At 39.9% G+C, this 21,962-nt stretch carries 29 protein-coding genes; 4 read left to right on the forward strand and 25 right to left on the reverse strand.

Annotated elements, in window-relative coordinates:
* The first annotated feature begins 13 nt into the window (after positions 1–13).
* Positions 14–370 (forward strand): sigma factor-like helix-turn-helix DNA-binding protein, encoded by a 357-nt coding sequence (locus BLR73_RS02455; protein ID WP_091858562.1) that lies wholly within the window; start codon positions 14–16, stop codon positions 368–370.
* A 135-nt stretch (positions 371–505) separates the two neighbouring features.
* On the opposite strand, the gene BLR73_RS02460 is transcribed toward BLR73_RS02455, so the two are convergent.
* Positions 506–991 carry a DUF4112 domain-containing protein gene (locus BLR73_RS02460; protein ID WP_091858565.1) on the reverse strand — a complete coding sequence of 162 codons (486 nt, stop codon included), beginning with the start codon at positions 989–991 and terminating at the stop codon, positions 506–508.
* A gap of 6 nt (positions 992–997) precedes the next feature.
* Positions 998–1,366, reverse strand: a complete 369-nt coding sequence (locus BLR73_RS02465) for a YccF domain-containing protein (RefSeq protein WP_091858568.1) — start codon at positions 1,364–1,366, stop codon at positions 998–1,000.
* Positions 1,367–1,468: 102 nt separating this feature from the next.
* Between BLR73_RS02465 and BLR73_RS02470 the strand changes: the two genes are divergently transcribed.
* The 3 genes from BLR73_RS02470 (at position 1,469) to BLR73_RS14285 (ending at position 3,148) form a co-directional block, all read left to right on the forward strand.
* Positions 1,469–1,921: a LexA family protein gene (locus BLR73_RS02470; protein WP_013065178.1), complete on the forward strand. Its 453-nt coding sequence runs from the start codon at positions 1,469–1,471 to the stop codon at positions 1,919–1,921.
* A 477-nt stretch (positions 1,922–2,398) separates the two neighbouring features.
* Positions 2,399–2,968 carry an HU family DNA-binding protein gene (locus BLR73_RS02475; RefSeq protein WP_091858571.1) on the forward strand — a complete coding sequence of 190 codons (570 nt, stop codon included), beginning with the start codon at positions 2,399–2,401 and terminating at the stop codon, positions 2,966–2,968.
* A 78-nt stretch (positions 2,969–3,046) separates the two neighbouring features.
* Positions 3,047–3,148, forward strand: coding sequence for a smalltalk protein (locus tag BLR73_RS14285; RefSeq protein ID WP_013063239.1), 102 nt, complete (start codon positions 3,047–3,049; stop codon positions 3,146–3,148).
* Positions 3,149–3,365: 217 nt separating this feature from the next.
* Here the strand turns inward: BLR73_RS14285 and BLR73_RS02480 are convergent, their stop codons facing one another.
* From BLR73_RS02480 to BLR73_RS02590, 23 genes are all read right to left on the reverse strand, one after another.
* Positions 3,366–4,322 carry a DUF6557 family protein gene (locus tag BLR73_RS02480; protein WP_091858574.1) on the reverse strand — a complete coding sequence of 319 codons (957 nt, stop codon included), beginning with the start codon at positions 4,320–4,322 and terminating at the stop codon, positions 3,366–3,368.
* A gap of 12 nt (positions 4,323–4,334) precedes the next feature.
* Complete coding sequence (locus BLR73_RS02485; RefSeq protein WP_091858577.1) at positions 4,335–5,333, reverse strand: FtsZ/tubulin family protein; 999 nt, start codon at positions 5,331–5,333, stop codon at positions 4,335–4,337.
* Between the two features lie 98 nt (positions 5,334–5,431).
* A complete protein-coding gene (locus tag BLR73_RS02490) occupies positions 5,432–6,205 on the reverse strand; it encodes an HAD domain-containing protein (RefSeq protein WP_091858581.1) in 774 nt (257 codons plus the stop codon).
* A 38-nt stretch (positions 6,206–6,243) separates the two neighbouring features.
* Positions 6,244–7,101 (reverse strand): DnaA ATPase domain-containing protein, encoded by an 858-nt coding sequence (locus BLR73_RS02495; RefSeq protein WP_233456430.1) that lies wholly within the window; start codon positions 7,099–7,101, stop codon positions 6,244–6,246.
* A gap of 103 nt (positions 7,102–7,204) precedes the next feature.
* Positions 7,205–8,338 carry a hypothetical protein gene (locus BLR73_RS02500; RefSeq protein ID WP_091858588.1) on the reverse strand — a complete coding sequence of 378 codons (1,134 nt, stop codon included), beginning with the start codon at positions 8,336–8,338 and terminating at the stop codon, positions 7,205–7,207.
* A gap of 135 nt (positions 8,339–8,473) precedes the next feature.
* Complete coding sequence (locus tag BLR73_RS02505; RefSeq protein ID WP_091858591.1) at positions 8,474–10,837, reverse strand: DUF262 domain-containing protein; 2,364 nt, start codon at positions 10,835–10,837, stop codon at positions 8,474–8,476.
* A gap of 12 nt (positions 10,838–10,849) precedes the next feature.
* Positions 10,850–11,071 (reverse strand): DUF6140 family protein, encoded by a 222-nt coding sequence (locus BLR73_RS02510; protein ID WP_091858593.1) that lies wholly within the window; start codon positions 11,069–11,071, stop codon positions 10,850–10,852.
* 41 nt (positions 11,072–11,112) lie between these two features.
* On the reverse strand, positions 11,113–11,367 hold the full coding sequence (locus tag BLR73_RS02515; protein ID WP_091858596.1) for a hypothetical protein: 255 nt from the start codon (positions 11,365–11,367) through the stop codon (positions 11,113–11,115).
* A 92-nt stretch (positions 11,368–11,459) separates the two neighbouring features.
* Positions 11,460–11,978, reverse strand: a complete 519-nt coding sequence (locus BLR73_RS02520) for a phospholipase D-like domain-containing protein (protein ID WP_091858599.1) — start codon at positions 11,976–11,978, stop codon at positions 11,460–11,462.
* 16 nt (positions 11,979–11,994) lie between these two features.
* On the reverse strand, positions 11,995–13,209 hold the full coding sequence (locus BLR73_RS02525; protein WP_091858602.1) for a PDDEXK-like family protein: 1,215 nt from the start codon (positions 13,207–13,209) through the stop codon (positions 11,995–11,997).
* Positions 13,210–13,220: 11 nt separating this feature from the next.
* Positions 13,221–13,469: a hypothetical protein gene (locus tag BLR73_RS02530; RefSeq protein WP_091858604.1), complete on the reverse strand. Its 249-nt coding sequence runs from the start codon at positions 13,467–13,469 to the stop codon at positions 13,221–13,223.
* Positions 13,470–13,483: 14 nt separating this feature from the next.
* The gene (locus BLR73_RS02535; protein ID WP_091858606.1) at positions 13,484–13,858 is read right to left on the reverse strand and encodes a hypothetical protein; all 375 of its coding nucleotides are present in this window, start codon (positions 13,856–13,858) and stop codon (positions 13,484–13,486) included.
* 11 nt (positions 13,859–13,869) lie between these two features.
* On the reverse strand, positions 13,870–14,091 hold the full coding sequence (locus BLR73_RS02540) for a DUF6140 family protein (RefSeq protein WP_091858608.1): 222 nt from the start codon (positions 14,089–14,091) through the stop codon (positions 13,870–13,872).
* 72 nt (positions 14,092–14,163) lie between these two features.
* Positions 14,164–14,433 (reverse strand): hypothetical protein, encoded by a 270-nt coding sequence (locus BLR73_RS02545; protein WP_091858611.1) that lies wholly within the window; start codon positions 14,431–14,433, stop codon positions 14,164–14,166.
* A complete protein-coding gene (locus BLR73_RS02550; protein ID WP_091858614.1) occupies positions 14,424–14,948 on the reverse strand; it encodes a hypothetical protein in 525 nt (174 codons plus the stop codon). The genes BLR73_RS02545 and BLR73_RS02550 overlap by 10 nt, the downstream gene beginning before the upstream one ends.
* 17 nt (positions 14,949–14,965) lie before the next feature.
* Positions 14,966–15,190, reverse strand: coding sequence for a hypothetical protein (locus tag BLR73_RS02555; RefSeq protein WP_091858617.1), 225 nt, complete (start codon positions 15,188–15,190; stop codon positions 14,966–14,968).
* A gap of 12 nt (positions 15,191–15,202) precedes the next feature.
* Complete coding sequence (locus BLR73_RS02560; protein ID WP_091858620.1) at positions 15,203–15,724, reverse strand: hypothetical protein; 522 nt, start codon at positions 15,722–15,724, stop codon at positions 15,203–15,205.
* A gap of 82 nt (positions 15,725–15,806) precedes the next feature.
* Positions 15,807–16,394, reverse strand: a complete 588-nt coding sequence (locus tag BLR73_RS02565; protein WP_176763592.1) for a hypothetical protein — start codon at positions 16,392–16,394, stop codon at positions 15,807–15,809.
* Positions 16,395–16,643: 249 nt separating this feature from the next.
* Positions 16,644–17,135, reverse strand: a complete 492-nt coding sequence (locus BLR73_RS02570; protein ID WP_091858626.1) for a 3'-5' exonuclease — start codon at positions 17,133–17,135, stop codon at positions 16,644–16,646.
* A complete protein-coding gene (locus BLR73_RS02575) occupies positions 17,132–18,043 on the reverse strand; it encodes a helix-turn-helix transcriptional regulator (RefSeq protein WP_091858628.1) in 912 nt (303 codons plus the stop codon). The genes BLR73_RS02570 and BLR73_RS02575 overlap by 4 nt, the downstream gene beginning before the upstream one ends.
* A 450-nt stretch (positions 18,044–18,493) precedes the next feature.
* Positions 18,494–18,943, reverse strand: a complete 450-nt coding sequence (locus BLR73_RS02580; RefSeq protein WP_091858631.1) for a hypothetical protein — start codon at positions 18,941–18,943, stop codon at positions 18,494–18,496.
* A gap of 94 nt (positions 18,944–19,037) precedes the next feature.
* Complete coding sequence (locus BLR73_RS02585; protein ID WP_091858633.1) at positions 19,038–20,900, reverse strand: hypothetical protein; 1,863 nt, start codon at positions 20,898–20,900, stop codon at positions 19,038–19,040.
* Positions 20,890–21,960, reverse strand: a complete 1,071-nt coding sequence (locus tag BLR73_RS02590) for a fimbrillin family protein (RefSeq protein ID WP_091858636.1) — start codon at positions 21,958–21,960, stop codon at positions 20,890–20,892. Before BLR73_RS02590 ends, BLR73_RS02585 begins: the two co-directional genes overlap by 11 nt.
* Positions 21,961–21,962: the final 2 nt, after the last annotated feature.

Consider the following 21,962-nt stretch of genomic DNA (forward strand, 5'->3'; position numbering starts at 1 on the left):
TATATATTTTCAAATGGAGCTATTTGACGAGGAGAATATACATACCACGCTTGATGAACAGTGGGAGAATTACGGGACGCTCAACTATATTGAAGATGAGCGTCGTGATAGCTATGCCGACTCTGCTGTGGAGCGTAGTGAACTACTTGGGCAGATAGCAGCAATGATAGATCGGCATCTTACCCGTCAGGAATCAGAAATACTCCGTTCCTATTTTGGGCTGCAAATGAAGCGCGTATCTGTAGAGGAACTGGCACTAAGGAATGGTGTGTCGAAAAAACGAATCATGCGTATTGTCGGTGATGCTGTAGATAAACTACGCTTCAGCGACGATGCTATTGACATCTGGAAGTATCTGTATAGAAAATGAATAAAGCCTGTCATCACGACAGGCTCTTCTTTTTGGAAGTTATTCAAACATGTAGATATTTTGGCTAAAACATTGTGGGTGCAAAGGTACGGTGATTCTCCGACATTTGCAATACCTAAAACATGGGATTTATATTCAGATCGATGCTATCAAAGAATAAAGGTAGCTGCCGAAGGATATGAGTGCCCATATCATGAGGGCGATCAGTAGCAGGAGTACAAACAGGACGATGGCGGATTGCAGCGCACGGCGGTTTACTTGTTTGATGATTGCTTCGTCGCCGTCGATAAAGCCCTGAATCATCGCCATGTTTTTCATGTTGGCGCGGTGGAAGATATCTATCACGTCGCCGATAAAGAATGGAATCATCCCTAAGAGCACGTCCCTCAGCGCGTTGTTGAGTACGGCTAATGTTAATGGAATGCTCTTGATGATACACATGGAGAAATAAACAAACGGCACCACGCAGAGCAAGGCCACAGCATCACCCCACCCCGGAATCAACCCGATGACCGCATCGAGATAGAAGCGATCCATATATCGGGTAAATGATTGCATCGACTGATAGACCTGATTGTCCATCAGCCGAGCACGCCGTTGCAGTCGTATTTCGTCGTTCATCTGCTGTTAGATAACGGCTCTGCCAAATGGTGAGAGGGATAATTTGGCCAGGCGGAAGTGCATTTTTCCGAATGGGATACCGATGATGGTGATGCAAAGGATGAACCCATAGAATATATGTGTGAGGCAAATCCATATGCCACCAACAAAGAACCACAGTACGTTCATAAAGGTGCTCAGGCAACCTGGTTGCGACTGCATCCACTCTACCTTGGTTCCGAAAGGCCACAAAGCAAGTATGCCAAGTTTGAAGCTTTGCAAACCGAACGGGATGCCTACGATGGTGAGCATCAGGATAAGTCCTGCAACAAAGTACTCGAGGGCGATGTTAATGCCTCCGAAGATGAGCCAGATGATGTTTCCTAATAGTTTCATATTCTGAATTTTTAAAAGTCTTCAACTTTTAGACGTATGAAAAGGTAGAAAAGTTGCATGATATACGAAAAAAAGTGTAATTTTGCAGCAAATTTAGTGATTATGAATGAACCAGAGATAAAAAAGGCGGATGTTTCTACCGAGCTGGAGTTGCCGATGTACGATGCGATAGCAGCCGGATTCCCCATTACCAGCGACTATCCTGCTGACAGGTTGGACTTTAATCGCGACTTTATCAAGCACCCCGAAAGTACGTTTTATGTGCGTGTGAAAGGTGACTCGATGAAGGAGGCCGGCATTTTTGATGGCGACTTGTGCCTGGTGGACAAAGCCGAGGAGATGGAACACGGCAATATCGTAGCTGCGTATGTAAACGGTGGCTTCACGGTGAAATATCTGGATACGTCGACTAAGGATCAGGGCTTTATCCGACTGGTGCCTGCCAATAAGGATTTCAAGCCGTTTATCATCGATTCGTCCGACGAGTTTACCGTCTGGGGCAAAGTGATTTTTACCATTAGGGACTGGAGGAATAGCTATTGTTTGCCATTATAGATTGCGATAACTGTTATTCCGAATAATTCTTTATTCCGAATTGTCTGAAAAAGTAAAGGAATAAAACTTTTGCAGTTTTGCGGTTTTGCAAACTTGACTTAAAGGTTTTTAGAAATCTATAATACTAAGCCTATTGTTATATAATATATATATTATATAACAATAGAGATATTTTACTAAAATATCCAATACCTTAATGTCAAGTTTGCAAAAGTGCAAAAGCGCAAAACCATCATCAGATAAAAAAAGTAGCTTTGTGGACTAAAATAACTACCAAAATATTTGCACAATTCAAATATTTTTTGTACCTTTGCAATGTTGTTGAAAGGCAACAAAAAAGAGCGCTCAAGCCATAGAAAAATTTTTAGTAGGCCTACCAGAAAATTTTAGATGGCTACACCCGCTCAAGCACGACTAAGGAAGAGGTTTTAAGGAAAAGGAAAGATTATAACAAACCCTTTAATTTAAAACAAAATTATGGCACTTAAAGTAAAGGCAGTTGAGCGACTGCTTAAGTTTGACAAAGAGAAAGAAGGTAAGTATCGTTATGTACTGAGCCCCGACCTGTACTCGAGTCTGGATCAGGACAAGGTAATCAAGGAGGCTGCCAGTCGCAGCGGTGTGATGGAAGGCGTAATGCAGGCCTGCTGGAATGCTGCTGGCGAGGTAATCAAGGCCTGGGCCACCGAAGGACACTCGGTTGCCATTCCCGGACTGGGCACCATGCGTTTCGGACTGCGTGGTAAGGCGGTTGAGAACGTGAACGAGGTTAAGGCCGGACTGATCAACACCCGTCGTATCATCTTTACACCAACGGTTAAGCTGAAGGAGGAGCTGGCTAACACCGCTATCCAGATTACCTGTATCGACCGCAACGGCAAGGAGGTGAAGCGTGTAACCAGTAGCGACAGCGGCGACGTGGAGGATCCTGAGAACGAGAATGGTGGCAACACCAATCAGGGTGGCAATCAGCCAAGCAATGGTGGCGGTAACCAGGGTGGTAACACAGGCGGTGGCAGCGGTAACCACGAGCCGATTGGAGACTAAGGGCTTGGGGCTTAGGCCCCAGCCTACTCTACCAATGTAAAAATGAAAAAATGTAAGAATGAAAAAAACTAAGAAGTTATGACTAAGAAAGAGACATTAAAGTTCATCGTACAGATGATAGCGAGTATCGCCACAGCGATAGTAACCGCCCTAGGCGCCACCAGCTGCATGGGCCTATAATCAAAGAAATCAGCCGAGGTACCCTACCCCTCGGTTGATTTTTTATTAGCAGCGCTTTGTGATGAATCTAACAAACACCTTAATAGACAAAGCTATACAATACATTAATTCGAAAAAGCTAAGTTTCTGTTCCTCGTTCCTTCCAAGTATCTCCCTTAAATACTGTTGTCTGAAGGATTCTTGATTTGTTTGTAGGTTATTCATATCCACATTATGTTTATTTGATTACGTTTAAAAACAACATCATTTCAACTTCCTGCATCATCGATTCCTTGGTACCTAGACCAATCTTGATAGGAATTGCTTTCAGGGATTTTGGCAGTCCAACCAACAGTTTCTCTTTTTCATCCTCTGTTACAGGATACTCCGACGATGCACGCAGGCAGATTATCGCATCATCGAATTGCAAGAAATCCACATTCTGATACTTGTTGATGGATTCCAGAATATAGTCGATACGCTTACTTTCATCCCAAGTTCGAGATGTATAAGGAAAATACTGGCCCTCATCCACCTGATGCAGATATTCTACCTCTTCTCGCTTAAAGGCACCACAACGGGTTAGCTTTAGTATGAAGTTTTCTCGCTGGCTATGCTTCCTAAGAAAGTTCTCCCTGCACTCCACGCGATAGTCGCGCTTACGTTTACTACGATTCTTGTTTCCCCTTTCATGATAGTCTATATCAGTACAGAGTGAGTGCCCCTTCCATCTATATCTGCGTGGTGTCGTATGTTTCCAATGGCTGAGTTGCAATCTGTACAGCGCCTTATCGTATTTATTTTTAAGTTCTTTTGGAATAGAGAAGCTAATCTCCGCCTCATCATCAGGCATACTACTAAAACCGTAGAAGGTCATCTCCCATAAACAACCAGCTAATACATAACGATCATCCAGTGGGTAATCATTATCAATTACCACATGTTTGGCAAGGCATTCGTCCCATGAGTAACCAAGATGCCAACATACAGGATTAGCCAGTATGTTACCATTTTTATCAAGAAAATCTTTTATCAAGACATCTTCACTGTTTTCATCCGATGGTTTCATCATCCGCAACTCGTCAAATGCCATTCTAAAGTCGGGCAACGAGTCTGGATTATCAGTAATTATCTCTTTGATAAAAGGAACAATATCATCAAACGTGTACTTGTCAAACAGTTCTTTCAGTTTCATATCATATAGGTTTTATTCATAGCTAATTACCGTCATTCTCATTCTATTACCTAAACTTTCGTCATAATTGATGTCCCAATTCAGTCTGTAACTATCATCATACAAACCAAATATCTCGTTGATAGAATTCATTTCTTCCATAGTGGGCTCATATTCAGGCGATACAGTAAAGCAGAAGATGGCATTGTGATAGAAACCTCTTTTGAAAGCTTCGTATTTCTCAATCAATTCCTTGAACCATCCGGCCCTATCACTTCCCTCATCAGTATATGATTCGTACTTGTATGCTTCGAAGTGATTGGCATCAAACAGCTCTCTAATACACTCTTTGGAGATAGCATTTTCTTTTATGTCGAATTCTTTTATCACATCACATAAGTCCAACACTCTCTCCCTGTACTGTTTATGTATAACTTTTCTTTTTATTCGCCTCCGGTTACGAGGATGGGACATATAAGAAAGGTACTTTATAAACTCATCAATTCTTTTTCTGATTTGATTCTTAAATGCAGGAACTTTCAGCATTTCTTTTACTGAAGGAACGTGGATACCTTTACTTTCTACGATGTCCTTTGCCCGTTTGGCCCTAATCTTTGTAATATCATGATCGAGCAAATTCTTCCCGTAATAATCAAGTCTCTCATTGGTTTCGTCTCTCTGGTCTCGTGTAAAACCATAGAACGAGGTGTGCCAAAGGCAGCAAGCTGCTATTTCTGCCCAAGTGGCATTTACATCCTCATTAACAATCAATTCTTTAGCCAAACTTGATTCCCACAATGAGCCCTCCATCGGATATGCGTCAAGATGAGGTTCCTCCCAATCGTAGTAGAGTTCAGCATTACTAATAGTTGCAGTTTTCTCGTCATCTTCATCCAAACGAGGTTCCAACAGACGCAGCATATCGTAATGTATCTTATACCAGGCTATACTCCCCTCCCCGCTACCATATTTTCTAATATATGGTGCAATCTCGTCAAACGACACCCGATGTAACAAATCACAATACGTCATTGTATATACTTTTTTAGTTCACGTTGCAAAGATAAGATAAAGGTGTGCCGTTTTAGGGCACACCTTACAAGAAGATTATATTCTTTAAAAAAATGTCTCTAACTATTCAAAATCCAAATGACATTCTGGGCTTTTCGATCTGTCAATCCTTCTTTCTCGTCAGTCAATACCAGATGCTCCTGCTGTTTGAGGAAGAAATAATCCTCATCATCGAGAATCACATAGCGATAATCCTTGCTTGCATTCTGGTAAAGCCATGCATTTATCTCAAGAGCTTTAGCTTCACGTAATGGCATCCCCATCATCTCGCCATTCATGGCATCCTGGAATGAAGTACTGAGCAGAATCGGAGTCATCGAGAAGATTTCGCCAGGTAAACCACGCTGCTTCCAAAGTTCCCTCATCTGCATTATCCCCTCATTACGCCAAGTGGTAGAAAGGACAATCTTACATCCCGTCAACTCCACGATATGCTTCAGGTTTGCAATCGCTTCAGGGTCGAACATCGCACCAAACTCATCAAATGGATCAATGCCCTCACGTTTCATCTGCTTAGCATATTTTCCAGTATTCAGTACACCATCGAAATCCAGAAACAGGTATCTATCCATATTCATAGCATTCTCTGCAGGCTGCAACTTCCTAGCCAAATCGTCAATGGCCTCTTGCGCTGTATTACCTTTACCAATGGCATATTCCTTCGCTTCATCAGCCCAGAAACAAGCACAATCCACATCGCTCCCATTCACATCTTCAGGCACATCCCAAGCTTCCAGATTGAAAGCAAGATAAATCCCTTTGGAATAACAACCACCATATCTATCCTCAACAACAGTCAGCGGATAAATGTCTTTTAACCCTTTCTTTCCCATACCAATAATTTTTTTGCAAATATACAAAATAATTCAAACTACCCAAACAAATGTTTGCCTATAATCACTCGTTTAACCAATTCCGCATCGATATTGACATGATTGACTAAAGAATAAGCCTTAAGTGAATTCACAACGCCTTCCAATCTAAAAACATTATCATTGACAGTATTCGCTATATATTCAATTACTTCTACAGGTATCTTCAGACCGTTTTGTTCACACTTGGCATTAAGGATATCTTTGCACAATTGTATAGTGGGCTTTTCCATCTCTATCACCAGTCCACTTACTAACCGACTCAATATTTGCTTTTTCATGCCCTGCAGTTTTACCGGAGCACGATCGCTTGCCAATATAACCTTCTTGCCGTTGCTGATGAGATGATTATAAATCAGAATGAAAGCTTCGAGTGTTTTGGGTGCATTCATCCACTCCTGGATGTCATCTACGATGAGAACATCGATCGACTGATAATAGTTAATGAAGTCATCCATCAAATTTTTGCGTACAGAATATGTATACTGCCGCTGTAGTTCTCGTGCACTGGCATACATCACTTGTTTCTTCGGATACTTTTCCTTGCAAGCCATACCAATAGCATTGATAAGATGAGTCTTACCACAACCAGACGGGCCATATATTAAGCAGGGATTGTTGGTTACTTGTCCTGGATTCTCTACTATTGATAACCCTATAGTACGTGCCACTTTATTATTATCTCCCTCAATGAAATTCTGGAAAGTCTTCTTAGAATCAAGTTGGGAATCAAACATAAAATAAGCTTCGCAGATACTGTCATCCTCAACATCAACATTGTCGAGTAGCTTACTTAAGAATTCCTGTACGCAGTTAATCAAACCAATAGCTTCTTCCAATTTCTTTCTATTCTTCATACGCATCTACTATTATTATCATGTTGCAAATATACAACAAAGGTGCGCCGTATCAGGGCACACCTAAAAGAAAATGTTAGTTAATGATGCTTATTTGAACCTGCTAGTATGCATATTCACCATATTGATTTACGAAACTACGTGCAATTTCGTATGATGTTTGATAGTCCTTTAGACTGTAAAAATATTTAAATGCATATCTAATCAATGTAAAAACACCTCTGCCTCCGTTAGAAGAATACTGAGAACCATAACTGGTAAGTATGTTATTCGTATTTAGTATCGCCTGTAGTTCCGATCCTTTCATAACCATATTGTTGTTTGTTAACAAATGAGCCAAAGATGCTATAAAATGATACTTAAACTCCATAGAAGACTTGTCTATATTTACAGTCTCTTTGAGATTCCAATCAACAAATGATGTTGGCAAGAATTCCCATACTTTATAATTTCTTATGTCATTAATTAAATAGTCAATATAGTTGTCTATTCCTATGCCACTATATAAGCCAATCCATCTTGGATGAGGCATTTTAAATATATGAGTACGAGAATTGCGAGCATAAAAATAGCTGTACTTCTTTTCAGAGTTTTCAATTGACAAATAATTGGATTTATCTCTGATGTTGATTCCAAAAATATGGCTTAATGAAGAATTGTTTAGGAAATATTCTTCCTTTGCATTATTATACAAGATAAAGACGAGCTTGGGAGAACAAGAATTGATGATATGATTTAAGTCATCAAATTTGTAGCTGGCATTTTTCACTTTCTCCCAATCTTCATAATTAGATTCCTGCGAAGATACTTCATATCTTTCTATAGAATTTGAATTTGCACATATAAAGCTATGCAATAGCTCTGGATATTTATTGTTTATCAAATTATTAAAATCAACATTATAGAATTTTGCAATGAATTTAAGTACAAATCCCCAAAATGTGGCATGATAATTCGAAGGCCATTTCAAATACTCATTATCATTAATGCATGAGTCTGTTATTGTTACAAGATTTTCGGTACTAGTATTCATAAACGTAGTAAGACTATCCCAACCATATGTTTCCCAGCCACAAAATGCAATTTTGTACTTTGCTGATTCGTAACAATTGCCAACACCTGGTAAATGGGGGCCTGTGATACCCTCCATTTTCACATCTTTCACTTCATTCTTGAAGTCCTCAATTAACTGATAATATTCAGCATATCTTCTATCTAATAATGTATTTGTTGCCATATTCAATTGGGTATAATCTTACTTTTTAAAAGTCACTTGATATCGGCCGTCCCATTCCACAAAGATTCCTTCACGTGCAAAACACGTGAAAGCACTTCTTTGTAGTGGGTGAACTTGGAGATATAGGTGAGCATATTATTTGGGGATTGCTTTTTTTACTTCTCTAATAATTTGATGAATATCCTCTGTAATCTCTCCGGCCTCAAGTTTACTGGCATCTTTGCAATAATACCACCATTCATTTCCTGTATATTTATCATAGCCTTCCATTATGAGGTCAGCTACTACATTTCGTTTATCATTGGAGATTTGTGTCCCTGGGGCTTTTCTGATTCCTAATTCTTGATATGGAAATCCTGAATCATCACGCGATGCATCAGCCTCTAGACAAACGTAGTAATCACCAATAACGACACCTATTCCAATCCATTTTTGAGTCCAATCTCTTAAAGAAAGGCAATTTGCCTCAACATCCTGCCCATTATAAACATAATAGATTTTTGAATCAGGAACATGTTTCATAACGTTCTCCATCATGTTCTTGCGATTCTGCAAATTATCAGAAAGTTCTGTTTCCTCAAAGACTGGTTGTAATATTTCATATATCCTTTCATAGATTCGTTCAATTCGCTGCTTAACAAGTTTTACGAAATCGATACTTATCTTATCATTGTAGGATAGGTCGTCGGTGATTTTACTAAATCCTTCATCGTACAGTAAACTATCTTTATATTCATTGTTGTATTCAGAAAAATCGTTCCTGCATCCCTTCCCCCTATTAGCTTCAAATGAGATAGCTGCAAAATTTCCAATACTCCAGACCCAGTTTTGAACATATTCACGATAATTATTCGCACTTCTGCTTTTGGCCCATTCCTGCGGGACAATATGATCGTAATCCCAAGGACGATTGTAATTCTCCCACATATCCTTACGGGCTGGGTCATATTTGGGGAAATGATTATTAATATATCGACGCTCAGAATATAAAAGCATCTCTTTTGAGTAATTTGAGTAGTCTTTTATTCGAGCATAAAAACCCAACCAAGACTGTTGAGTCACATCCCAATACCGCCATCTTGGACTCTCTCCAACTTCAAAGAAGCATTTGACTTCATCTGGAGTATATATTGGTAGTAATAGCCCATCATGCTGACATGAAGAAATGCCTTTTCTTATGTTTGAAATGTTTATTCCACTCCTACAACATAAAAATAGCTTTTGAACAACTTTGTTGATGTCTCCATTAACAAACCAGTGTATCCCAAAAGCTAAAGCTTTAATCTGTTCACTTGAAACATTGAAATGGTCAGGTTCTTCTTCATTATACTTTGCCAAATACATCAAAAATTGGTATAATGATGGAGAAGAATATGCCATACTTGTACGTAACAATGCTGGAGTATGCATGTCATTTTTATCATTTACTCCTAACCAATCGTCAATTCTATGCAAAACTTTTTTTAGGTTTCCATTCTGATAAAAATCAAGAACATATTTTTTGATGGTGTTATCTTCTGCCCATTTCCTTATTTGTTTTGGAGTAGTGTTTACTCCAAGTTTCTTATTCTGATCCGATAATAAAAGCCCGAAAGTCAAAGTGGCGAGTTTTGCAGGAGGCATATAATCTTTTGCCAAAGAATCGTTTATTTCTTGAATCTCTGGCCAAAATGCTTTTATAGAAGAATATGCCAAATCTTCTTGTGAGATTGTGGTACCACCAGTGTTCAGTCTTTTGAAAAGAAGTTCAAGGGCTGTCTGGTCATTATCATTATCCTTGATATCACCTTCTGATTCAATAACGTCCTTTGTAAGTAAATTGCAATTAATTTTATAATTTCTAATTCTCCGGATTGCATTAAAAATATGATCTTTCAGATATACTAAACTCTCATTATCAATTTCGGATTTATGAAAACAAGTGCTTTTTTGTAACTCGGAAAGGAATTTTTCACAAAACTCCGAAGGCGTATTTGCATCAATGTTTAGAATAGTATATAAAGGAACAGGCAATCCTGCCTCAATTGGCCACGTTTCTAATAATGAAAAATCATCACGATATATATTCTTATCTTTAAAGCCAAATGCTTCAGCAGCTTTTCTTCTGTCTTTTACATCCAAGATACTACATTCATCGTCATTATAGAATCCCCATGGGTGAGCTTCAGTTGTTACCTTTATCCAATATTTTCGTTCTGTTTGCTTTTGGGGTTTTAAATCAATCCAAACAACAGACTTTGCATTACTAACGGTATTAAAACCTAAGCTAATAGCATTAAATCTTTGCTGTCCATCAAGTAAATAATACTGGTTGTTGTCTGTTTCGGATAGAAGAAAAGAGCCAATAGGGAAACCGCGCAACAAAGAATCCCACAACAATTCAACTTGACGAGGTTTCCAAACAAGCCCACGCTGTAATGCTGGTATTTTAATGTTTGAACATTTGTCAGTCCAATTCGCAATTTCTCTAAGAGAGAATGTAATGCTATTATTATCCATAATAATATGTTTTTAGTCCAACTTTACGAAATCAAAATCAAATTTGGAGCAGTTGGCGCGCTTGTAGTCGAATTGGTACATGCGCATGTATTGCTCCTGAATTTCTACCGCGCCATTTGAGAATGGATCGGTAGTATGCTGACGAGTAGTAACAGTGATGACCATATCTGGAGTCAACACCGTGTTATTGGCTCGTTTGATACGCTTTGGCGTTATTCGAAAAACTCTGCTCATCGGCTCTTAGTTATTAGTAACGATTGCAAATATAAGGATTATTATTGAAAGTCGCAATTTTTATTTAACTCTCTTTCTATATCATCAATTGCATCTTCGATGTTGGCTATAAGTAATTCTGCACCATATCTGGCATCACCAATGTCAATAAACGTAGTGAGATCTTGGATGTCAGGATTTGATTTTTGGACGGATTCTAGAATCTTTTCCATTTTCCTACTCCTTATAATTACATCATTCGCCCAACTTTTAATTTCGTTGAGCTTCATAATTGCTTTTTCTTTTTTCTTATTCATCTTTATGTATTTATTTGTTCTTGACGCAAATATACAACAAAGGTGCGCCGGATTAGGGCACACCTATGGAGAAAGTGAAACACCAAATGTTTTTATTTCGCTAATATTGGGTCTGGGCAGAAGTCCTTGCGCTTACAGGTCTTGCAGTATTTACCCATCCATACTTCATCAAACTGGTTCATGGCTTGCTCTACGATTTCTGGTTCATCAGTTAGAATTCCAGCCTCAAAGTTACGCGTGCCATCAGCCTTCATGCCAATGCCGGCACCAGTGAGATTAGCACTCCCAATATAAGCTTCTTTGCCATCAAAGATCACCATCTTGAAATGCACCCTTGGGCAAAGCACCCTCTCCAGTCCATCATACAGAATGGGGAATCTGTCAAAGTCCTCTCTAAAGTTTGGTCCAGGTTCCTTGGCATGAATCAGCCTCACAGCCACACCTTTCTTTATAAGCTTAGCCAACTCCTCCAAGAAAGGCTTCTTCGTCTTCCTGTCCTCGATATACAAATCCTTGATATCAGCCGTACCAATCCACAAAGATTCCTTCACGTGCAAAACACGTGAAAGCACTTCTTTGTAGTGGGCGGAGTTCGAGATGTACTTGAGCATGTTTTATAAAAAACAATCATTTACGATTTCGGATATCCTCATCTAAAGTTTCAATTAGATGATTTTCAAGTACTTTATTAAGTTCTTTATCGATGATATTTACTATTTTATCACCTTTAACCATATCAACTAATGTATCCCAATTATCCCAATATTTTAAATTGGCAGGAAAATATTTAGAACCATATGGCCATCCGTCAGTAACCCCATCAGACCAGTTACTAAATACTTTTTTATTAACAATTCCTCCATATAGTTGCGTTATGCCATAATACACTTCGTTGTTTTCCTGTTCCAATACGAAAATAACATTTGGATAATTAGGGATCTTGTACATTATTTTTTTATACTTAGGTTGTCGTCCGTTGGGCAACATAGGAAATTCTTTCTCAAAGCAGAATTCCATATTGTATTTTGCTGCCAACGATTTTAACTTTTCATTAATAAAATTCAGCCTAATACAATTACCTATTTCAGATGACAGTGATAAAATAGAAATTGTCGCTTCTATGTTTGATTCATCTATCAGATAGTTTATTGTAGATTGATTATTGTTTTCACTCATAATATTCAGTGATTGTTTTAAATTAATAATATATTGTGATATCGTTTCTCTAATAGCAGGATGCAATGCTGCGGTAGCTACGCATTGTTTTAACCAAGTCAAAATGTCCGCTTTATAACTTATACAGAAATAATTGAATTTCGGATCCTTTCCAGTGGAGTCTTCACTTGGTTTTTTATTATCTAAGGTAAGATACAGCAAAATATAATTGCCAGTAGAACAATGCTTTTCTGCATATCTATTATATCTATACATCTGCCAAGGTTGATCACCTGCATATATTTTATTTTCGATAATAATTGTTGCTCCTTTCTTATCTCGAATGAGAATGTCTATTCTTCCACCTTCTTTGTAGTCTTCAGAGATTGTTCCAATATCATATTCAACATAGGTTTTTGCCGATTTTGTATCAAAATCAAAATTAGCTTTATTTCCAATAACTATCTCAAGAAATGCTTTTAAGAATTTATCTTCCAATCCATGGTCTCCATTTGGATTAAGGAGTTCAGCCAAGAAAGCTGAATGCAATCGAACTTCTGAAGAAGAAAGTCCCAGTACTTTAAAGATATTAAAGTTTTCCCCTCGTCTCCTACGTTCTTCCTGTTGTGTTTTCTCTGCCACAACAATTTTTGAGATTTGATTTAATAGTTCCTTGATTTTTTCCATATCTCATTTTTTTAGTCATCCATATTTTCATAGTCTTCAGCATCAAAGAATCTATCTTGTGAATCCAATATAACTTTTACAGTGTCAATAACATCTTCTTCAGAATCATAATCCTCATTATCTATGAAATCATAGGCAAGAGTTTGAATTTGATCAGCGATATATTCAAAGAGGAGACATTTTTCCTCTCCATAATATCTATCATTCTTGCTCATCCTTCGATATTTTTCGACGATGGCTTCTATATCTTCTTTAGTCATATGTATAAAAATTATTATGTAAGCAAGAAGTCTCCTTTTTCAACTAGGTTCAATTCCTCTTTGACAGCGGATAAAATCTCGGAATCAACTTCGTTTCGAAGCTCAACATATCGAGTAAATGCCGTTATTTCTTCTGCAAATCGATAATTAAGCAGATAGACAAATGCCCTAATATCTTCAATAGAAATCTCGCCTAATAAAGCAGATTTCATTTCATAGATATCCTGTGCTGCTTTTTCAATATCACCGTCGTTATAACCTAAGGCCATAATGCCTGTCAACCATTTTTCTACCAATGCATCGTTATTAAGAATGGTGTCAATCTCATCATGACCTGCGAGTCTCTTATACAGACTCTCCTTAATTAGTTGTTTTACCTCTTTCTCCATAATACTATATTTTAGTCCAACTTTACGAAATCAAAATCATACTTGGAGCAGTTGGCACGTTTGTAGTCGAATTGGTACATACGCATGTATTGCTCCTGGATTTCTACTGCGCCATTGTAGAATGGGTCAGTAGTATGCTGGCGAGTGGTAACGGTGATTACCATATCTGGAGTCAACACCGTGTTATTGGCTCGTTTGATACGCTTTGGCGTTATTCGAAAAACTCTGCTCATCGGCTCTTAGTTATTAGTATCGATTGCAAATATAAGGATTATTATTGAAAGTCGCAAGAAAAAAACAAATATTTATAACGAACCGATTATAATTCGATGTTCGTCCTTCATATAGATTCCTGCATCCTTGCATTCTTCTATCAACTCGCTTGCAGCACAACTGATGTGATGAATACTGTAGGCTATTTCATTGCATGTACAGGGTATATCCTTGTCTATTTCCTCCGAGAATTCTAATACATATTTTGTTTGCAAATCTATCGATTTCTGCTTAACCTCAGATGCCCAGAGAAGGATTTCCCTGAGCATCTGTTCTTTAGAATTGATGTCTTCTACATGCATATCTCTGCGGCAAGCTGCTTTGATCTCTGCTGGACAATGCTAGTCCAAAGGTTTGTGTTCTGAAGTTTGGAAACGGGGATGTAATCCTTGAACTTCTCGTAGAACTCAATAGCATACTTCTCAAAGATGCTATGTCTGTAACTGTCGATGATAGCTTCCCAGTCCCAATAGTCGGCATACTTCTCGAGGAGCTCGTATGTCAGATCTACGTCGCTATTAACTGAGAGTTCGCGCCAGTTCCACTTGTCTTTGAACGCCTCGATGATAGGTTCAGTAAGAACATGCTCGTCAGCATACTCAGAGAATCTGTCCCAGTTGATTTTCTTCTGGAACTTCTGAATCATTGGGAGAGTCCAACGGATGTTTCTGTTCTCAGAGAGCTCGTCCCAATTTACTTTGTCCTGGTACTTCTCCAGCAGGTTTTCTGTCCAGCTGAAGGTGCTTGATAACTCTTTCCATGCCTCTTCGGTAGCGATGTTCTGCATGAATTCGTTGCTTAATACTTTTGTTGCCATAATCTAACTGATTTAAATTATAATTCCATTTCTTCAACACCATCTGTGATTTGATCTGCAGAATCAATAATATCATCGATTCCATCTTCAACCTCCCACAAATCAAGAGAATAATTACCCCAACGAGTTCCGAAATTGCTCTTAAAAAGCTTTTTCATGTCCATTGCTTGCATTCTCACTTGTTTAGCCCAACTATCAATATAGTTAAGCGTACTCAACTTTTTTAGATTTTCTTTCTTCATATTGGTAGGTTTTTATGCCATGATTTCTTCCATCAACTGCATAACCTGCTGATCAATAATCCCTCTCCACAAGTTCGTGTGCTGGATATCGTTGGTAGAGATGCGATCTTTGTACTTTTCGTAGAAATCAATGCCTTTAGCCTCATAGAAAGAATCAACGTATCTTCTGATGATGCGGCTCCAATTCCATCTGTCTGCAAACTTTTCCACCATATCTTCTGTCAGCCTAATGCAATAGTTTTCAGAAAGTTCATTCCAATTCCATTTGTCTTTGAAAGTTTCAAGAACGGCTATTGTGAGAGTGTCTTTGGTGACATTCTTAGAGAACAGATCCCAGTTAATCATCTTCTGAAACTTCTGAATCATAGGAATGGTCCAGCATATGTTTCGATTCTCAGAAATACCATCCCAATTCACTTTGTTCTGGAACTTCTCCAACAGGTTTTCTGACCAGTGATACTCCCTTGAGAGTTCTTTCCAGGCCTCTTCCATAGTCATGTTCTGCATGAATTCGTTGCTTAATACTTTTGCCATAATCTAACTGTTTTAATTAATAATGAATTGATGTTGCAAAGATAAGAGAAAGGTGTGCCACTTTGGGGCAGAGGTTAGAGAATTAATCATCAAAATCATATCTGGACCAGTCGAGATCATCATTTGGATAATCCTCCGGATAGGTGCTGAAATTTGATTCGAGGCTTAGCTCGATATTGAAGTCGCGTACCCATAAGAGGTCGAAGATGGAGAAATCTAAGTGACTGTAGAGATTGTGGAATGGATGTATCAGATGCATGTCTTTTGTCATTTCCTGATCTAACTCATCGTTCCAATTATCAATCTTCTCATCAAGGTATAGCAGCTGATTCTCCGAAGGAAAATCACAATCGTTTCCTTCTGAGTAATCTAACTCGAAGATATCCACACCGTCCATATACAAAGGCATGTAGTCAGCGAGTGAGCCATTCAATACAGCCCACATCTTCTTGGCTCGCATCGTTTGAACAGGATGAATCTTCGAATACTCATAGCCCATGAAGCACCTTCCTTTGAGAGTAAAACTGGATAAAAGTCCACTGTTCACGTTGGAAGCATAGATAGATAATGCACGCTTTCTCATCTCTATCATCTGGGCTTTTAGTGCCTCGTTGAAATCTGATAAGAGATTTTTGCTCTCCTCATCCATCACAAACATCTTATTCAACAAAGACTTTCTTGTGCCCAGTAGGCACTTGATTACCTCCTCGCCAGCTTCATATTCGAAGTGTCTCTTCTCAATTTCATGCTGCATCAACAATATCTCATTCTCTATATCCTTGATAGCAGTAGAGTTGAAAATCTCTTGTACTTTACTTGTTTCCATCTTTACATCATTTTATGTTCACGATGCAAAGATACGAGAAAGGTGTGCCGATGGAGGGCACACCTTGTAAGAATCTTATTAAAAAGCGGAAAATTATAGGATTTCTCTTGCTATCCAGGCACAGGCTTCGGCATCGGCAAGGGCATGGTGGTGGTTCTCGAGTTCATAACCACATAGCTTAGAGATTGTGTGGAGCTGGTGGTTTTCAGCATTTGGGAATGCTTTGCGAGAAGCCACACATGTACAATGAAATTCATAATCTGGATAGTCCATCTGATAACAACGGAAAACGGCCTTTAGACAACTCTCATCGAAAGCCTTGTTATGTGCTACAAGTGGGAGCCCCTCAATCATTGGCTCAATCTGTTTCCAAACTTCCGGGAAAACCGGGGCCTCCTCTGTATCCTGACGTGTTAGTCCATGCACCTGACTACACCAATAATTATAGTAATTGGGCTCAGGCTGTATCAACGAATAGAAGGTATCCACAATCTCGCCATCTCTCACAATCACAACTCCTACTGAGCAAACACTAGTTCGCTCGTTGTTAGCAGTCTCAAAATCTATTGCAGCAAAATCTTTCATTTGTCGTTCTTATATTTGTTCCACATTTGTTTTGAAATTTCAGCAACCTCGTCGCGGAACCATTTGGGTTCCATTACCTCAATGTCACAACCTTGCGAAAGTATCTCCTGGCGGAAATCGTAGGTAGGACGCAGGCGCACAGTAAAGATGCTATACTCGTCATTTAGCTCGATTTCTTTTTGAGATTGATGTAAAGTTAGGCTACGAAGATAATTGGCCTGACCGGCTGAAACCTTAAGTTTAACTGTTTCTACCTTATAGTTGGCATCAGCAATAATACCAAAGCATTCGTCGAAATAATCCTCCGCCTTGAAATCTTCAGGATATTCGAAATGAAGAGCTGTTGGCTCCAACTGATGCACGCGATCGAGGGCATAAATCATAATCTTTTCATAATAAGGACTGCGTGCCACCAGATACCAACGCTGCTTGAATGCCTTAATACAGTAAGGCTCTACAGTAAAAGTATTTGCCTCGTCGCGAAAGAAGCTTTTGTAGGTCATCTCAAGTATCGTATTATTTTTTAGGGCCTCTATGATTACAGGGAGATACTGCTCGCCATCTGGGATTTCTTCGAACAAAATCTTATCCTTAATGCTTGCACTATCCATCATCAGATTACTAACAGTAAGCGTGTTAAATAACCAGCTGCGCAAAGAGCCATTATTGAGTTCGTGAGCATTCTCAATATAATAACGATACTGCCCGCCAGTTTCGTTTTCAATAATAATTCCAAACATCTCCTCGATATATTGGCGCCATTTATGAAAAGTGCGGATAGGCATTTCCTTGCCTTCACTTAAATCATTGTCAAGCCAACGCTTATTGATCTCTTTGAACGAAATCTTCTTGGCCTTGTAGATGGTTTCCACCAGCCATACGTACTTGTTTAATAGATTCTTTGCCATACTTTTAAAGATTAGACGCTGCAAATATACAAAAAACCTATGCAAAAACAAGGCATAGATTAAGAATTTTTGGATTGTTTATTGCAACCTGTGCAGAAATTGCACAAGTTCAAATTAAAGAAGATGAACTAGTAAGGAATACTTGACAGTTCAACAATAGATGATATTGGCTCAATAACACGACTACAATAACATGCATTATTTACACGTTAATGATGTCGGAAATTCCGACAAGTTCGGTTTGTCTATTGCATAATATAGGAAATTTTAGTGTCTTAGGAGCCACAAACTATATGGAGATATTACTCCTTACAAACAAAAAATCCCCAAAATATTTGGAACTTTAAGGAATACTTTGTATCTTTGCAGCGTGAAAGGAAACGCTTTCCTCCCGCTGAAATGAAAGAGTAGCACCGTAATCGGGTTAGCAAATCAGTTCAGCGGTTTTTTTTATTTTCTAAGGTTTGTTATTTCAGCATCAAAAGTTTTCTGATCAATTATTGCATATGGTTTAAACAAACCCGTGTTTTTAATTTTGCGTATGCAGAGATAAGCCTTTTCGCCAAGTTCACGACTGAAATATGCGAAATAAGCCGTTTCTGGATGTTTACCAGGTATAACCTCACGCCATCCTTCGTATTTTGCCTTTTCAATAAACCCTCTGATGTCCTGTGCAAGTTTATTCTTAAAAGCATTGAATCGGTTGTCTTGGGTATTCTTGCTTGCGATGGTTTTTAAGTCAGACTTTGTGACCTCGACATCCATCTTAATACCATTAGTCACAGTAAAACGCATAGGACTATTCTTTAAAGTATCAGCAATTTGCATCACTTCGGCCCTAAGCCTCTTACTCTCTAGATAATATTCCTCCTCAGTTCTATGGTTACTATTCTGTTTCATATTCAAGGAACAAAAGTACTACTATTTTACGAAATCACCAAAGAAATCTAAAGAAAAACAATAGGGCTCGCTATTTTGTTTGCGAACCCTATTGTTATTCTGTAACTACTTTTACCGTGGGGTAATTGCCGGGGGTGAAGGTGTAGTTGAATTTGGTGCGGAATTTTTTGGAATTAGACTCATTGCTATAGAAAGCATTCAAGTCATCGTTCAAACCATTTGTCGGATTCTCGCCATCAGTACCATCAATAAAATTAGTAAGGAACTCTTTTGTAAACGAGGTGATATCGCTGGCTTGGTAGCAACCTACGATGGTGCCGGTTTTATCTCCATCGGAGTTGGTGCCTACCAGATTGCCTGCGCCTGTGTAGTAACTGGCATGGATAGTACCGGTGTTGGTACCTACCAGGGCGCCAGCGGGGGTGCCAGAAAGGGTTACATCGTCGATAACCTTACAGCCACCGATAACACCTGTATTAGTACTTGCCAGAGCACCATTGGCAACACTACCTATGGTGGTGATATACAACTGCTCTACACAAGCCTGCTCGCCCAGCGCAGCAAACAGCGAGCTACCACTCAAGCGGTTGATGTAGCGATCGCCACCCAGAAAGGTGCCGTTGAACTCGTTACCACCCTCGCCTATTCCTTTCCACACATAATCGCTGGCAGTAGCGCTGCTTTGCATGGTGATATCAGCATCGAGTCGCACATATTTACCTGTGAAATCGTAATCACTATTCACCTCCTTAGCAAATGCCAACATCTGCAAGGCGGACGTGATACGGAACGCAGTAGCAGCACTAGTACCATCGTTGCCATAGACATCCTTCACGACATTGTTGGATTCATACAGCCAGATAGCATCGTCGATATTATCTACCAAACTATGCGTTTTAATAGCGGTATTATCTACATTCATAGTCATATAGGTAGATTTCTTACGCAGCACGCCTAAGTCGGGTGTTGGCACAAGATTCCAGTCGTTATAGGTCACACTCATATACATCTGCTCATTACGGTGATTAAGCGTAATGGTAAGTGTGGTGCATTTGCCAGAATAGAACTGTACATTTTCGAAAGTGCCCTTATAAGTTTTAGTAACCGTTTCGCTAGGGTTCAAGGCTTTAGGATAGGTTACATCGAACGAAAAATCTACATTATCAAGATGTGGTGTAGTAAGACCATAGAACGTAAAACCGCTCTGGAAAAGCTTGATATCCTTATACGACTGACCGGTAGCAACCAGATCGATATTCGTACCCTTGTCAGTCCAAATAAACTTGGTGGGTTGCAGCTGAATAACCATATTGGCGACGGTAAGCTGCTTATCGATATCGCCAGCGGCATAATCGTCGATATCTACCACGACACGTACCTGACTGAGCGCATGGGCAAAACTAACTTTGGTAGATAATCCACCCGTTTCGGCCTTGGTGTTGGCATTGAAATTCAGCAACAGGTCTTCGGCCTTCATGACATCGTTACCAGCACTAAAGTCGATAGCAGTTGTAAAATCTCTACCTAACTCGCCTGCGTAGGTACCATCACCATTATCGAACGGATAGTCGGACGATGGGAGACTATAGCCCACAAAGGTGTGAGCTGATGCGCCGTCGGTCCAGTAAATCTTTTCTTTACCAGACTCCACCTCGGTACGCGCCCAGCTCTTTCCATCGTACAGATAACGGATATTTTTGTAGGTAAATTCTTTGAGAGGCGAATTGGTGCGACGTATCTCGGTAAACACAATCTTTTCGTTAGCAGCAAATGCAGCGCGACCCACGGTAACAGTGGTTTCGTCGGTGGCACGCGTGGCAGCCACGTTATCGCCAACGATGGCAGCAGTTATGCCACGGATTTCGAGGGCAGCATCGGGTACGATAGCCTCATCGTTGGCTTGACAGGCCGACAGGAGCACTACGGCCAGAAGGTGAAATATATGATTATGCTTCATTCTGCTTATTTATCTTCATTGTTACTGTATAGAGTTTGCCAGCCTCGAACAACGTCTGACTAAGCTGCACCTTGTAGCGTTTATTACCATCGCGCAGCCAAAGGATGGCATGATTGGTTCCCAAATCGCATGGGGGCACTATCAGACGATACTGCTTGCTACCCGTGTTAAGGGCTGTATAGGTGGATGTAACATTAACAGGAATGGGAACAGTAGTAGCCTTTTTATCGCCTACCTGAGCGATGCCCAGCACTACTCCGTTCTTGGTTTTATCGTCGGTGGCATTCTTAACACTATAACCAAAGTTTGGTACATTCTCCTTACTCTTGGCAGCATAGTAATCGCCTACAATCACCTCAGCCTGATCGATATCGGGCATACCCTCGACGGTGAGAACAGCCTCGTCGGAGATACCAAAACTGGCATCGGCATCCACGGTGATGAGCAGCGCTGCCATCACGTGCTTAAAGCTGAGATGTACATTGTACGAGCCAGTTTGCTGGATGGTCTGCGCCCACATGATGTCGCTGGCCTTATAGTTGGCAGCCTTGCTCTGGTTGGCATGGAACACGTTGCTGTACTGCTCGATACGTGCTTTATTGCCAGTGATATAGATCTGCTCCTCGCTCCATGTCTGCGCCGTAAACACATATGGTGTGGGCTGTGCCAGATAGCGCTCGTAAACATCGGGACCATCCGAAGGCTTATAGTCGCCATTGACATCAAAGCCATCGGCAGCCACAAGCTTATCCCACGAATGGGCCGTATCATTCCACTTGAGCAACCAGAAGCCATCGAAACTGCCGCTATAGGTACTCTCGCCAAACTCCTTATGCGAGGTAGAAGAAGCGGGGCACACTATCTTAAGCTTGATTTTGTCGTTCTTTTCGAAGGCATCACCTATGAGATTGGTACGGGTAGCTGGCTCGCCCTCGAACTGCTGTACCGATGTGGTAAACGAGAGCGTGCCAGCCTGTTGCTGCGTGGGCTGCGGCTCGTCGGCCTGACAGCCCACTAACAGCAGGGCAATAGAGAAAAAGGGTAACTTATATATCTTCATGA

It is taken from the genome of Prevotella sp. khp1 (assembly GCF_900102205.1).
GTDB classification, from domain to species: domain Bacteria; phylum Bacteroidota; class Bacteroidia; order Bacteroidales; family Bacteroidaceae; genus Prevotella; species Prevotella ruminicola.